Annotated in this window: 13 protein-coding genes and 1 other annotated feature; of the genes, 2 read left to right on the forward strand and 11 right to left on the reverse strand. The window is 44.9% G+C overall.

The genetic code is table 11. The annotated features are described in order from the left end of the window. Positions 1-24 precede the first annotated feature (24 nt). The 3 genes from V7Z69_RS01590 to V7Z69_RS01600 form a co-directional block, all read right to left on the reverse strand. Entirely contained in the window at positions 25-1,281 is a 1,257-nt protein-coding gene (locus V7Z69_RS01590; RefSeq protein WP_334138193.1) for an OmpP1/FadL family transporter, read from the reverse strand. Positions 1,282-1,400: 119 nt separating this feature from the next. Next, complete coding sequence (locus V7Z69_RS01595; RefSeq protein WP_014163308.1) at positions 1,401-2,429, reverse strand: homoserine dehydrogenase; 1,029 nt, start codon at positions 2,427-2,429, stop codon at positions 1,401-1,403. A gap of 25 nt (positions 2,430-2,454) precedes the next feature. Beyond that, positions 2,455-3,699, reverse strand: a complete 1,245-nt coding sequence (locus tag V7Z69_RS01600) for a cysteine desulfurase-like protein (RefSeq protein ID WP_014163309.1) — start codon at positions 3,697-3,699, stop codon at positions 2,455-2,457. 131 nt (positions 3,700-3,830) lie between these two features. Here V7Z69_RS01600 and V7Z69_RS01605 point away from each other — a divergent pair, with 131 nt between their 5' ends. Then, complete coding sequence (locus tag V7Z69_RS01605) at positions 3,831-4,430, forward strand: HD domain-containing protein (RefSeq protein ID WP_014163310.1); 600 nt, start codon at positions 3,831-3,833, stop codon at positions 4,428-4,430. Between the two features lie 5 nt (positions 4,431-4,435). Here the strand turns inward: V7Z69_RS01605 and V7Z69_RS01610 are convergent, their stop codons facing one another. The 5 genes from V7Z69_RS01610 to V7Z69_RS01630 all read right to left on the reverse strand — a co-directional run bounded on the left by V7Z69_RS01610 (position 4,436) and on the right by V7Z69_RS01630 (position 9,635). Continuing rightward, the gene (locus V7Z69_RS01610) at positions 4,436-5,593 is read right to left on the reverse strand and encodes an iron-containing alcohol dehydrogenase (protein ID WP_014163311.1); all 1,158 of its coding nucleotides are present in this window, start codon (positions 5,591-5,593) and stop codon (positions 4,436-4,438) included. 32 nt (positions 5,594-5,625) lie between these two features. After that, positions 5,626-6,618, reverse strand: coding sequence for a 2-hydroxyacid dehydrogenase (locus V7Z69_RS01615; RefSeq protein ID WP_014163312.1), 993 nt, complete (start codon positions 6,616-6,618; stop codon positions 5,626-5,628). Positions 6,619-6,644: 26 nt separating this feature from the next. Then, on the reverse strand, positions 6,645-7,832 hold the full coding sequence (locus tag V7Z69_RS01620) for a trans-sulfuration enzyme family protein (RefSeq protein WP_014163313.1): 1,188 nt from the start codon (positions 7,830-7,832) through the stop codon (positions 6,645-6,647). Positions 7,833-7,927: 95 nt separating this feature from the next. After that, entirely contained in the window at positions 7,928-8,410 is a 483-nt protein-coding gene (locus V7Z69_RS01625; protein WP_014163314.1) for a hypothetical protein, read from the reverse strand. 37 nt (positions 8,411-8,447) lie between these two features. Next, positions 8,448-9,635, reverse strand: a complete 1,188-nt coding sequence (locus tag V7Z69_RS01630) for an alanyl-tRNA editing protein (RefSeq protein ID WP_014163315.1) — start codon at positions 9,633-9,635, stop codon at positions 8,448-8,450. A 118-nt stretch (positions 9,636-9,753) separates the two neighbouring features. On the opposite strand from V7Z69_RS01630, the gene V7Z69_RS01635 reads away from it, so the two are divergent. Beyond that, complete coding sequence (locus V7Z69_RS01635) at positions 9,754-10,032, forward strand: acylphosphatase (RefSeq protein WP_014163316.1); 279 nt, start codon at positions 9,754-9,756, stop codon at positions 10,030-10,032. A gap of 10 nt (positions 10,033-10,042) precedes the next feature. On the opposite strand, the gene V7Z69_RS01640 is transcribed toward V7Z69_RS01635, so the two are convergent. The 3 genes from V7Z69_RS01640 to V7Z69_RS01650 all read right to left on the reverse strand — a co-directional run bounded on the left by V7Z69_RS01640 (position 10,043) and on the right by V7Z69_RS01650 (position 13,144). Continuing rightward, positions 10,043-11,284, reverse strand: coding sequence for an argininosuccinate synthase (locus V7Z69_RS01640; RefSeq protein ID WP_014163317.1), 1,242 nt, complete (start codon positions 11,282-11,284; stop codon positions 10,043-10,045). Between the two features lie 54 nt (positions 11,285-11,338). Beyond that, positions 11,339-11,556, reverse strand: a binding site (T-box leader). A 167-nt stretch (positions 11,557-11,723) separates the two neighbouring features. Continuing rightward, entirely contained in the window at positions 11,724-12,512 is a 789-nt protein-coding gene (surE, locus tag V7Z69_RS01645; protein ID WP_334138200.1) for a 5'/3'-nucleotidase SurE, read from the reverse strand. Positions 12,513-12,538: 26 nt separating this feature from the next. Beyond that, on the reverse strand, positions 12,539-13,144 hold the full coding sequence (locus tag V7Z69_RS01650) for a site-2 protease family protein (protein ID WP_014163320.1): 606 nt from the start codon (positions 13,142-13,144) through the stop codon (positions 12,539-12,541).

Here is a 13,144-nt window from a genome sequence, read left to right on the forward strand (position 1 = left end):
CCCTCAATATCTAAGTCAAAGGAACTAAAAGTATCTAGTATAGGTAATCCCTACTATGTGGGTCTGACCATTATGCAGGTCTCCCTCGTAAACTCCATCACTTGATCTTTCATATATGTGTCTGTCCTCGATTATCAGATAGGAATAAGAGAAGTCCAAATTCCAGTCATCTTCGGAGTACCCGAACCCCAAGGAAATAATATGCCTGTCGTTGGCCGGCAGCTGGTAATCGATGGTTTCGTCCGGTATAGGAGATTCGTCGTACACATATCCCACTCTCCATGTCCAATTGGGTGAGGTAACCCATTCAACTCCTACGTTGTACCTCCACGTGTCCTTGTAGTTTTTGACAGAAGTGGTTTTGTTCGATGATGGATCTAGAGGATTGAGAGAATCATCGTAGTTTATCTCCAGTTTGTCGTAGGAACTCCAGTTGGTCCTAACTACACCTAACTCTACAGTAGTCTTATTGCCCGTTTGTATGCAAACACCTCCAAAGAACATCTCAGGAAGAGTTATTTTCGCATTGGCTCCCGTATCAGGAAAATATCCTGGTGGGGTTTCATCGGGCTTAATAAACGTAGCTTCTCCCTTTATTTTTTGCTCCACCTCGCTTTTGTAAGCAAGGCCCCACCTGACCTTTTCTGAAGCTTGTTGCCATATACCCACGTTCCACCCATAGGCAGTACCGTCACCTTTAAGTTTTGCATCTATGTCTCCAACACCTGGGAATAGTTTCTTCTTAGACTCATATTCAAACCACATAGCCTCTATCCCTAAAGCAAAAGACGTGTTTTCCCCAATTTTTCGCACGTAGTTGGGATTTACGCTGACGCTTTTTATCGCAGCGTAGTAGCTGTTATATCGACCTTTCCAGTCAGGTTGGAATTCTGTACCCAAGCCAAACCTGGAAAAGACGCCCAAACCGAACCATGATTGGTCACTTAGCTGTTTCGTGTAGTAAAAATGAGGGGGTATCCAGATGTTCTCCTCCGACGAGAACCTACCGCCATCGGTAAAGTCCATATCCACCTTTGGCAATATAAAGGAAGCCCCTAACTGAATGGCAGATCCGTCAATCTGCACTATGCCGGCAGGATTAAACGCAATTGCAGAAGGGTCATCGGCTCTACCCACCATTGCCCCTCCAAGAGCGTTACCCCTAGCACCGAACTCATAAAGAGCAAAACCTGCCGCTAAGGCTCCGGTGCAAAAAAATCCGAGTAAAAATCCCCCAAGACCATACATGTAAGCAGCTTTTTCATCGTATTCCTCCTTCACTCAACATAGCAATGGAGCCATTATAACCTAAGGAAGCACCCCATAAAACAACTAGAAGGGGGGAGCTGCGTTGAGGGGGAAGCCTCTGCTTCACTTCCCCCTCGCATTCCGTTTGAACATCATGAGGTCTTTCTGTATATGGTCAATAGGTCGTCGATAACTCCATAAGCGGTATCATATAGGTCTGGCGCTTCTTGGGTGATCATGATGGGACCCATTAGGTCGGTTTTAATGCGAACAACAGATCCCTCTCCCCTGACGGTAGCAAAAAAGTGTTCTTTGTCTATCAGTGTGGGTTCCACCGTTGCCTCCACGTGTTGATCCCTTTTTTTCGCACTGCAGACCAGCTTAATGCACTTGTTTTTTTGCCTGGCCCCTTTTAAGTCCTCAGGAGTTACTTCTTTTATGCCCTTTCTTTTAACTTCCCTTGGGGTTATTTGAGCTCCCATGATGACGTTGGCAAGGACACATATCTTAGCCGCTGCATCCCATCCGTCGACGTCATTGGAGGGATCTGCTTCTGCAAAACCTTTCTCTTGAGCTTCCTTTATTGCATCCTGGAGGGTTGCTCCCTCTTCCATTCGCATCAAAATGTAATTGGTGGTAGAGTTCAATATTCCATCTATTTCAACCACACTGCACCCCTTAAGGCAGTTTCTGACCATGTTGAACACTGGGGCTCCATCCATTACCGTGCTCTCGAACAGCAACCTGACATTTTTTTCTTCAGCCAGCCTTTTAAGTTCGTGGTAAGCGAAAGCCAAGGGCCCCTTGTTCGCCGAAACAACATGCTTTGCCCGTCTTAAGGCTGCTTTTATATGCGAGAGCGCCGGTTCTCCCTCCCTCTCTATGGACAAGGTGGAAAGTTCCAACAGCACATCGTAATCAAGGGTTTGAGCTGCCTCCTGAGCTTCCATGTCGCAGTATCCTTTCATGGTTGGTATGAACCTGCCATACCGTTCCACAGTCTCCACAGCGGAAGCCAAATCAACTCCCTCGTGGTCTATTAAGCAACCCTTGGTCCTCGTAAATATCCCAACCACCCTGATATCAAGATCTTGCAGCCCCTGAAAACGATGTTTCTCCACTGACAATATTTTTGCTAGGGTTCTACCGACGTTTCCAAATCCAATTAAAATAGCTCTCATCCTGCTGTTCCTCTTTACCAACCATCTATCTGCTCTTGGCAGCAATTTCTGAGACGGCCTCTATTAACCTTTCCACTTCTTCTTTGGTGTTATATAGGGAAACTCCCACACGGGTAACTCCGCCCTTTTCCAGTAAGCCTAAGACCTCTATGGGCCTTATGCCGTAAAAATGCCCATCCCATGCACATATGCCCTTCTCATTCAAAAAGCTGCACACTTCGATTGGGTCTTTTCCCTCCAGAGTAAAGGAGATCGTAGGAGCCCTCCTTGGAACATCGAAGCTAGGGCCGATGATCTGCACTCCAGGGATTTCAGACAAACCATCATATATCATCTTGCCCAAATAGTGTTCATACTCAGCCAGCCTGTTCATTGCCGATACAATTTGCTGTCTTAATGTCTGACCTTCTCCAAAACTCGCTATATATTCAATCGCAGCCTTAATCCCCGCTATCGCCGCATGGTTTAAAGTACCGGTCTCTATGCAATAAGGGGCCCTTTGTTCTTGGGTCCGCAAGGAGTAAGTTGGAAGCATCTCCAACAGCCCCTCCTTACTGTAAAGGATACCCATGTGGGGGCCGTAAAATTTGTAGGAGGAACAAAGCAGGAAGTCCACACCCAGGGCAGAAACGTCAATGGGAAAGTGAGGGGCGTAATGCACTGCATCCACCAAAAGCCATGCTCCTACCTTGTAGGTCATCTCCCTTACCTTTTCAACATCGTTCACGGTTCCCGTCGTATTGGCGGAAAACCCCATGGCTACCAACCTGGTCCTTTCGTTCAGCTTATCTTCAAGGTCCTCGTAGTCAAGGGTGGCATCTTCTTTTATCCTGACTTCTCTAACCACTATGCCCTGCTCTCTTAGGGCCAACCATGGACCTCTGTTTGCCTCATGGTCCAACTGGGTTATCAAGATCTCGTCATTTGGTTGCAAGAACTTGCCTATGGCCCTACTGAGCATATAGTTCAACGTGGTCATGTTGTGGCCAAAAGAAATATTTTGGCCGCTTTTAGCACCTAAAAACGTTGCCACGACTTCTCTTGTCTCCTCTATCATCCTGTCCGATTCATTGGTCGTTATGAAAAAACCATGGGTGTTAGAATTGCAAGTTTTGTAATACCACGAGACGGCATCAATGACCTTTGTTGGAACCTGAGTCCCACCAGGTCCATCGAAATAAGCTAGCGGGTATCCATTGTGTGTCCTCGCTAACGATGGAAAATCTTCCCTGTGCTTGATGAAATCCTCGTACTTGCTCAAACTTGCCATTTTCTCTCTCCCCCAATTTCTAATGTTAAATTTTCCTTCGCTATAAAATTGTCCATATCCAACATGATATGATACCATAAATAGCATACATCCTTAATGCGTATCATACTACTTTTCATGGGGGTAGCGAAATGAATGGTGATGACCTATCAAAGATCCTAGATTTTATGTTTGTCGTGGACAGGGCTAAAACCATTGAAAGAGCAGGATATATACATGACCAAACCAGACATGAAACCGATGGAGAGCATATGTGGCACGCAGCATTATGGGCCATGGTACTCCATAAAACAACGAAGGCTGATTGGGATTTATGCCGAGTGCTGTGCATGCTCTTAATACACGACCTAGTGGAGATATACGCGGGAGATACATATGCCTACGACGAAGGCGCAAAAGCATCCCAGGCGGAAAGAGAAAACAAAGCCGCAGCAAAACTGTTCTCCTCTCTGCCTGAAGATCTGCGTCATTGGATAACAGAACTATGGACGGAATTTACAGAAGAACAAACACCAGAAGCCCTATACGCAAACGCGATAGACAGGCTGCAAGGATTCGCTCAAAACTGCATATCTGGAGGCCGATCCTGGAAAGAAAACAAAATAACCAAAGAAACAACCTTTCCCAGGACCAGCCTTCCGAGAAGCCTAGATAACTACATGGCTGCAATCGTAGAGAAACTCTACGAAATCGCCGACTCCAAAAAATTGTGGCACGAACAGGATAAATAAGACCTTTATTGCTCCATCAATTTCTTCAGCACTGTCAGGTAATCTTCGACATCCATAGGCCTTGGATTGCTGGGATTACTCCCGTTTCTGAAGGAGTTGTTGGCTAGCTCCTCCAAATCTTCCTCTCTTACTCCCAAAGAAGAAAAAGGCGGTAATCCCACATCCTCTGCCAATTTCTTCACTTCAAGCACAGCCATCCGGGCTCCTTCCTCCACTGAAGAGAAACTTAATCCCATGGCCCTAGCTATCTCGCTGTACTTTTCCAGACAAAAAGGTAAATTGTATTCCATGATTTCCGGCAACACCACGGAATTGCACAACCCATGGGGCGCATCGTACTTACCTCCCAAGGCTTCAGCTATACAGTGGACAGAAGCAACGTCAGAGTGACTGAAAGAGATGCCCGCCAGTATACTCCCCACCAGCATATTGCTTCTAGCCTCCAGATCTGATCCATCTTCCACTGCTTTTCTTATATTTTTGGATATCAGCCCTACGGCATATAATCCACATGCCTCCGCAATGGGTTCTGCTTCCGTGGACGTATATCCCTCTATAGCATGGGTAAGAGCATCCATGCCTGTAGCTGCCGTAAGTAGGGGCGGTAAGGATACAGTAAGCTCTGGATCAGCAATAGCCACCCTCGGAGCGATGTCTTCAGCTCTTATGCTGAACTTGAACTTTTCTTGGCTGTCGGTAATCACAGAACTAAACGTAACTTCACTGCCGGTGCCGGCAGTTGTGGGAATCGCAATCACCGGAACCAGGGGAACTGAGAAATGGTTTTGCCCCTCATAATCTCTCGGCCTACCTCCAAGGGTCACTAAAATCGATATGGCCTTGGCGCAATCTATGGAGCTTCCTCCTCCCAAAGCTATTATGAGGTCTGTGCCATAATCTTTTGCTAACTTTGCCCCTTCCTCGACGTTGCTATCCTTGGGGTTGGCTTCAACTCCCTCAAAAACCTTATATTCAGATACAACCTCCGACAACAAACTCTCAACTATGGACAATATACCAGCCTTTACGATGCCTGGATCTGTAACAATAAAGGGTCTTTGGGCACCTTTTTCCCTTACTATTTCGGGCAACATTTTTATCTTCCCGACCCCAAATTCTATCCTGGTCGGCAAAACGAAACTGAAATCCTGCACCTTACCCATCACGATCTGACTCCTCTCTACTTATCTGAAAGTCAATCCCACATATAATCTTCAGGATTAACTATATTTTTGGGTTTCTTTCCTTCAAGGAATCGTTTTACGTTTTCTGCTGCCCTTTCCGCGGCCAGCGGATAAATCTCGGGTACCAGGTTGGAGTTATGGGGGGAACCCAAGAAGTTGTCCAAATCAAAGAACGGATAATTCACCTTGAATTCACCGTGGGTAAAGGGCTCTATCCACCAAGCATCAATGCCCACTTTGAAATCTGGATGGGTCTTCATGTGCTCAAAAAGGGCCTTTTCTTGGATTATCTCTCCCCTTGCCGGGTTGATTAGGATAGCATCGGGTTTCATCAAGCCAAGTTCTCTCTCTCCTATCAGCCCCTTAGTATGACGAGTAAGAGGTACAGCTATTATTACCACATGAGACTCAGACAAGACCTTGTCCATGTCCTTTATAGAGCCAATAAAATCTATGTTATCATCTGTTTTGCCCGAGGTATTGACGGCCATGATTTTCATCCCCAGGGCCTTGAGAAGCTTGGCTGTAGCCTTTGAAATTCCGCCATATCCTATAAAACCTGCGGTTTTGCCCAAAAACCAAATATTGTATTCGTCTCGGTAAAATTCCCCTGCAGCCAGTTTTTTATGGCATTTGAGCAAATTTTTCCCAAGAGCCAGCATCATACAAAGTATATGTTCTGCCATTGGTTCTGCCCAAGCTCCAGCATTGCAGCACAAAACCACGCTTTTGGGGATTATGGAGAAAGGTACTGCATCAACGCCTGCAAGGAGAGTCTGAATTAGAATACCTTCTCTCAAGTACTCAAATTCTTCCTTTTTAAGCTCGTTGTGCACCATGAAAGAAAGTAGTGCATCAGCGTTTTCGATGGCTTTCCTTCTCTCCTGCTCTGTTTGATATTCCGCCAGATAACTCAAGTTAGCTGCTTCGCTCAAAACTTTTTCCATTGCTTCTTTCCACTCTGGTTCTGGAGAAAACGTAACAAGAACATTCTTTTTTCCCATATCTTTCTTCACCTCTTGTTTCAGGATTAGGATAATTTGTCCAAGGAATTGCTAATGTCTTTCCATATGACTTCCAGGGGTTCTATGCCTACTGAGAGTCTTATCAAGCTGTTCGATATCCCCTTGGACAAACGCACGTCCTCTGGAACAGCCCTGTGCGAAGTTTTGGCAGGAATTGACAATATAGTTGACACCGAAGCCAAACTAGGAACTAATTCTATTAACTCCAAGTTTTCCAAAAAATTATTCAGTTCAGCCTCATCTGCCAAAAGCTCGAAGCTGAGCATTCCACCAAAGCCACCCTCAAGCACCTTGCGGGCTATACCATAGGTTTTTTGCCTTTCCAAACCAGGATAATAAACTTTTCCTACCTTTGGGTGGTTCTCTAAAAGCCGCGCTAAGGCCATGGCGTTCTCCGAATGGACCTTCATTCTTGCATGGAGGGTTTTGATTCCTCTCAACGTCAACCAAGCATCAAAAGGACTCATGCAACCACCAATTATTGTCCTAATCTTCAATAATTTCTCCATAAATGTTTTTTCTCCAGCAACCATACCCCCTGTAACATCGCTATGGCCGTTTATATATTTCGTAAGACTGTGAATGACCACATTGGCCCCCAACATTACGGGATTACATAGCACTGGAGAAGCAAAAGTATTATCGACAAAAAGTAAAATGCCGTTTTCCTTCGCCAAACTAGACAGAGATGGAATATCAGCAACTTCCATCATGGGATTTGATATGGTCTCACAATATATGACCTTGGTGTTTTGCCTTATAGACCTTTTTACTGCTTCTACATCGAATATATCCACGAAATCTACTTCCACATCCCATGAACCAAGAATATCCTTGAACAAAGCATAGCTTCCTCCATATATAACATCACTTACAACCACGTGATCTCCAGGCTTAAGAGCGGCCATTAAGGAATGAGATATAGCCGCCATGCCAGAGGAAAAAACTAAAGCCTGCTCTGATAGCTCAAGTTCCGCAAGAACATCTTCAAGCAACTTGTTTGTGGGGTTGTCTATCCTCGAATAAATAAATCCATGACTTTTCCCCTCAAAGACCCGGTCCATATCTTCCAATCGATCGAAGGAAAACACAGAGGTCGCGTAAATTGGAGGGACTTCTGGCCTGGAAACTCCGAGACGCTCACTTTTTTTGCTTCCGCTGAATCCTCTATAAACCTTTTCAAACCCCTTCACCCTTACTCCTCCCCCCTCCACAATTCAAAATATAATAAAGTATACCCTCAAAATCGATATTCTTATTCACCTGTAAAACTCTCAATTAATATACGTCAGAGGTGAAAATGGGACACTAGCCACGGGTAGTACTGTTCCAATGCTCTGGGAACCAAGCAATATACTACGTAGCTTCCCATTGCTATAGATGATTGAATCACTACTGTTATATCTTTCCTGGGTTCCTTGTGAGCCAGATAACCTAGCGCGGAAAGACAAGCTATAAAAGCAGCGACATGAAAACCCCAGCCTTGCGTTAAACCTCTTGAACTTATTGCCTCTAAAGCGCGCAAGACACAGTAGGCCCCCCAACCGGCCTGGATGTAAGTTTCACCTAGGAAAAAAACCGCCTTCAATGGGTACCATACTGTTTTTAACACCTTATGCGATGTAGCTTCTTCCATGACGCCTTCCCCGTCATTACCAACAAGACTGGCAAAAACACGGGTCACAAACAGAACTGGCATCCTTACTAAGTAGGTATATAAAACCCCAAAGGAAATAGATGCCGCCAACATCGAAATAAAAAATAGAACCATAAACTTCCCCCCGTTTGAAGTTTTAGTAACTTCAAATTTATATTTTATAATATTTCTGAAGGGCTGTTCTCCACTCCTTCATGGAAACACACTCAGTTATTCCCTGTACCCAATTGGAGGCCCCTCCACCTTTAGCCTTTAAAGTCGGAGACCCTTTCAAAAAATCTCTTACATCTATATTGCAAGATTCTCCTCTCGCCATTATGAACCGCGCAGATCCTTCTGAAGCTTGATCTTTAAATAGGCATAAAACAATGGATTTGGGAGACTCTAAGACCTTTTTCTTTACAGCCGGGGAACACATATCGGCCAACGCTCCTTCAACGAGGGCATAGTAGAAGTCAGCATCGCCAAAGGAATCTTTCTCCCAAGGAAGACATATGTACTTTCTTGCTTTATCCATTGCGTTAGACAAATTTTTTCTTTCTTCTTGCAGCGAGGCAAATACTGACTCTAGTTTATCTAGAGGACAGCCGATCTTCCTCATTAGTTTCCTGACTGCTTTTGAGTAGTTTTGAAGATATTTATCTACATGCACTGTAAACGAAACGCTCCAGTTGGGTGGGGAGCCATTGAAACCTGTAACAAAAATTCCTCCAACCTCCAATGTAGATCCGACATGAGACCCTGAACACGCTATCAAGTCAAACTCAGGGACAACCACCACCCTGACGGTATCCCCCTTTATCCTGTCTATGTTTATCTTCAGATCTTTCATGGCCTTTGCCTCTTCTTTTGTAAGGTTCTTTACATATACAGGTAAGTCTTTCTGGATTATTTCATTTGCTTTCTCTTCTGCAGAAAAAAGTTTTTCCCAATCTAGATTTCCGTCGTAAGACAAATAAATGGAACTCTCTTCCTCTGATATGTTCACCTTATTAACTCTTAAGCCCTCAATCTCCGTCTCAAGCACCCTGGATAATATATGTTCTCCCGTGTGCATTCGGGACAGAACCCTGTGCCTTTCCTCGTCAACTGAAGCTTTGACTTTCATGCCCACCTTTGGAACTCCCTTTATGATATGAACGTCCAGAAACTTCCTACCATCCACGAGCAAGCAATCTCTGACATCGCCAAGGAACTCTTCCCCTTCCAATGTCCCGCTATCGCCTGGTTGACCCCCTCCAGCTGGATGATAAGGCATATGAGCCAAAGAAATAATACATCTTTTACCCTTTAGATCCCTTACTTCCACTATATTCGTTAGATTCTCATCGTTCCTCATGACCTATCACCCCTTAAAAGCAACCAACCCTGTAACGCAATTTATTAATAGCTTATCTCTTTTTGAGCATAAAATAAATGGTAGACTTTACAAGGAGAGCTCGACAGGAGGTGGTATTTTGTCACAAAAGGCAGCCCACGTACGCATCATCGGGCACGTTCAGGGAGTAGGATTCAGATGGCAAGCAATGCTTCTAGCCAGATCCCTCAATATAGATGGATGGATCAGAAATTGCCAAGACGGTACAGTGGAAGCTTTCATCCAAGGAGAGAAAGATGCTGTAACCCAAATGCTTCAATGGCTAAAGATCGGTCCTCCAAGAGCCAAAGTTGAAGCCCTTGAAGTTTCATGGTGTGAGACAGGCCACGAAATCAAGGGCTTCAATATAATCGGCTGAAGTTGATCAACTAATTTGCGCCGTTTCCTACGACCTTGAGGAAAGAAGGCTTCTCCGATTTTTCCTTGTGGACGCTCTTCCAAGTCACAGCGGGTAGCCCCCATATGGTGATGAACCCTTTTGCCGCCTCATGGTCAAATGCATCCTTATCGGAATAGGTCGCAATATCTTCTTGATAAAGAGCCTTATCCGCTTTTATTCCCACCACCACTGCATTCCCCTTATACAGACGGATCCGAGCAGTTCCATTGACATATTTCTGAATATTGTCAAAGAAAGCATCCAGCGCTTCTTTTAATGGCGAGAACCAATATCCCACATAGGTTAGCTCCGCATACTTTAGAGACAAATCCATCTTGGTAGTTATGACTTCCTTAGGAAGCGTCATTGATTCAACAGCCTGGTGGGCTTGCAGCAAAACAACCGTGGCCGGGCACTCATAAACCTCCCTGCTCTTGAATCCCACCAACCTGTCTTCAATCATATCGATTCGACCTACACCATGTTTTCCAGCTATCTCGTTCAATTTCAATATCAAAGTTACACCATCCATCTGCTGGCCGTTGAGCGACACAGGAATACCATCTTTGAAACCAATTTCAACGTATTCCGGTTCATCGGGAGCCTCCCATGGATCAACAGTCATGGTAAAGGCATCACTTGGCGGTTCCACCCAAGGATCTTCGAGGGGGCCACATTCGATGGACCTTCCCCAAAGGTTAGAATCTATGGAATAGGGGGATTCTTTCGTTATAGGTATTGGAATATCGTTGGCCTTGGCGTATTCTATCTCAGCATCCCTGGAAAAATGCCAGTCCCTCACCGGTGCTAGGACCTCAAGGTCCGGGTTCAATGCTTTGGAACAAACCTCTATCCTCACCTGGTCTTGTCCCTTTCCGGTGCAACCATGGGCAACAGCTACGGCCCCCTCCACTTCAGCAATCCAGGCCAGATATTTAGCTATAAGAGGCCTTGAGAGCGCAGAGTTGAGAGGGTATTTGCCCTCATAAAGCGCATTGGCCTTCAAAGCAGGCCATACCATGGTCTCAACGAATTCCTTTTTTAAATCCATGACATATGCATTGACAGCTCCTATCTTGAAGGCCTTTTCCTTTACTTCGTCCAGATCAATATTCTGCCCCACATCCGCAGTAAAGGTAACCACATCATATCCTTGCTCCTGGAGCCACTTAATGGCAACTGACGTATCCAAACCTCCGCTGTACGCCAAAACTACTTTCCCTTTATACATTCTGTATTCCTCCTTTTAAAATTATATTTGTCCAAATAAAAAGAGCTCGTCCCTGTCAGGGACGAGCTCTTTTGCCCGCGGTACCACCCTTTTTGCCTTTTCGAGGCCCCTCACGGTCTTTTAAACCGTTTTGTCCCTACTTGGCCTAAGCCTTTCTTCGGGACCGGCTCAGGGGCTCTCTTCAGTCGGTTTCGTCAAGGAACGCTCTCAGCCTAGACATCCCCTCTCTGTTGACGAGCATCCGACTTACTCTTCCCCATCATCGCCGCATATTCCACCGCAGCTGTGAAAGAGTACCGGCGTCTTATTCGTCTAGCTCGTCTTATTCGGTTCTGCCACATATCTAGCGCTCCCTTTGTATCTTTGAAATTGCGAACATTATACTGTTAGTCATTACGAAAGTCAATAATCCGCGCGGAAAATTTTATTCAAAAAATCTTCAAAATTGTATCTTTATTTCTTCAAGTCCTGCCCTTTTCAGTTTATCGATAGAGGGGTAGTGAGTTAAATCCATATGTATGGGCGTAATGGACACAAATCCATCTTTTACCGCTTTGACATCTGCTCCATCTTCAAGCTTGTCCTCTATTCTACCAGAAATCCAATAATAAACGTTACCCTTCGAATCATTGAGCTTTGTCACCTTTTCCTCATACATTCTTATTCCCTTTTTGGTAACACTGAAACCCTTTATTGCTTTTATAGGCAGATTGGGTACGTTCACGTTGAGAAGCAAACTATCATAAAATCCTATATCGCAGAATTTGTTCAATATCGCTATGACAGCCTTTGCCGCAGTATCATACAGATGACCATTTTCGTTTGCTTCACAGCATAAAGATACAGCCACAGCAGGTTTTCCTAAAAAATGAGCTTCCATTGCAGCAGAAACAGTACCAGAATATGTAAGGTCATCACCTAAGTTGGGCCCTCTATTGATACCTGAAACAACAGCATCAGCTTCAGGCAATATTTCCTCAATTCCCAGCACCACGCAATCTGAAGGAGTACCATCACAAGCCCAAACTTTAACGTTGTTTGGATAGACCCCACTCTCTATATTCCATAGCCTCAAGGGCTTGAACAAAGTTATAGCATGCCCTATGCTGCTTCTTTCTCTATCTGGGGCCACAACCCACACCTCGTGTCCCTCGGCCGCAAGATTGCTGGCCAAAGTTATAAGTCCTGGGGCAAATACTCCGTCATCGTTTGTCAATAGTAACTTCATTCTTCGATCACAGCCCCTTCCCAACTTCAGAATATGATTCTGAGCATAATGCTGATCAATGGGCTCATTATGGCCTGAATTACACCACTCACAAGTAAAACCATGAGAATAAGGAAACTATATCGTTCCAAAAAGAAAAATTTGCCCAACCATCTGGGGGGCAAGACCAAGTACAAAAGCTTGGAACCATCAAGAGGTGGTATGGGTATGAGATTGAACACGCCTAGACCAAGATTTATAACGGCCAATAATACGATAAACCTTCCTAGGGCCGGATACAAAATCAAAAATTTGCCCGGAATGATTCTGGCCAACACTCCACAAAAAGCAGCAGTTAAAAAATTACCTGTAACTCCAGCTATAGAAACCAAAGCTATATCTCTTGACGGTTTTTTGAAGTACCTGGTATCTATAGGCACAGGCTTTGCCCATCCGAACCTGAAAAGCAAAAGCATAAGAGCCCCTATGGGATCTAAATGCGCCAGGGGATTAAGGGTCAGTCGACCTGCTCTCATGGCCGTGGGATCCCCTAATTTAAACGCCACGTAGCCATGACAAAATTCGTGAAAAGTAATAGCCCACAGTACTGCGGGAACACTCAAGATAAGATCTCCTAATGCTGGAAAATGCAT

This window comes from Thermovirga lienii (genome assembly GCF_036847465.1).
In the GTDB taxonomy this organism is placed as follows: domain Bacteria; phylum Synergistota; class Synergistia; order Synergistales; family Thermovirgaceae; genus Thermovirga; species Thermovirga lienii.

Excerpts from the sequence above, each read along its gene's own strand:
- V7Z69_RS01650 (WP_014163320.1), bottom strand. The coding sequence starts at position 13,144 with ATGCATTTTCCAGCATTAGGAGATCTTATCTTGAGTGTTCCCGCAGTA.
- surE (WP_334138200.1), bottom strand. The coding sequence starts at position 12,512 with ATGAAGTTACTATTGACAAACGATGACGGAGTATTTGCCCCAGGACTT.
- V7Z69_RS01610 (WP_014163311.1), bottom strand. The coding sequence starts at position 5,593 with ATGGGTAAGGTGCAGGATTTCAGTTTCGTTTTGCCGACCAGGATAGAA.
- V7Z69_RS01595 (WP_014163308.1), bottom strand. The coding sequence starts at position 2,429 with ATGAGAGCTATTTTAATTGGATTTGGAAACGTCGGTAGAACCCTAGCA.
- V7Z69_RS01630 (WP_014163315.1), bottom strand. The coding sequence starts at position 9,635 with ATGAGGAACGATGAGAATCTAACGAATATAGTGGAAGTAAGGGATCTA.
- V7Z69_RS01605 (WP_014163310.1), top strand. The coding sequence starts at position 3,831 with ATGAATGGTGATGACCTATCAAAGATCCTAGATTTTATGTTTGTCGTG.
- V7Z69_RS01615 (WP_014163312.1), bottom strand. The coding sequence starts at position 6,618 with ATGGGAAAAAAGAATGTTCTTGTTACGTTTTCTCCAGAACCAGAGTGG.
- V7Z69_RS01600 (WP_014163309.1), bottom strand. The coding sequence starts at position 3,699 with ATGGCAAGTTTGAGCAAGTACGAGGATTTCATCAAGCACAGGGAAGAT.
- V7Z69_RS01625 (WP_014163314.1), bottom strand. The coding sequence starts at position 8,410 with ATGGTTCTATTTTTTATTTCGATGTTGGCGGCATCTATTTCCTTTGGG.
- V7Z69_RS01640 (WP_014163317.1), bottom strand. The coding sequence starts at position 11,284 with ATGTATAAAGGGAAAGTAGTTTTGGCGTACAGCGGAGGTTTGGATACG.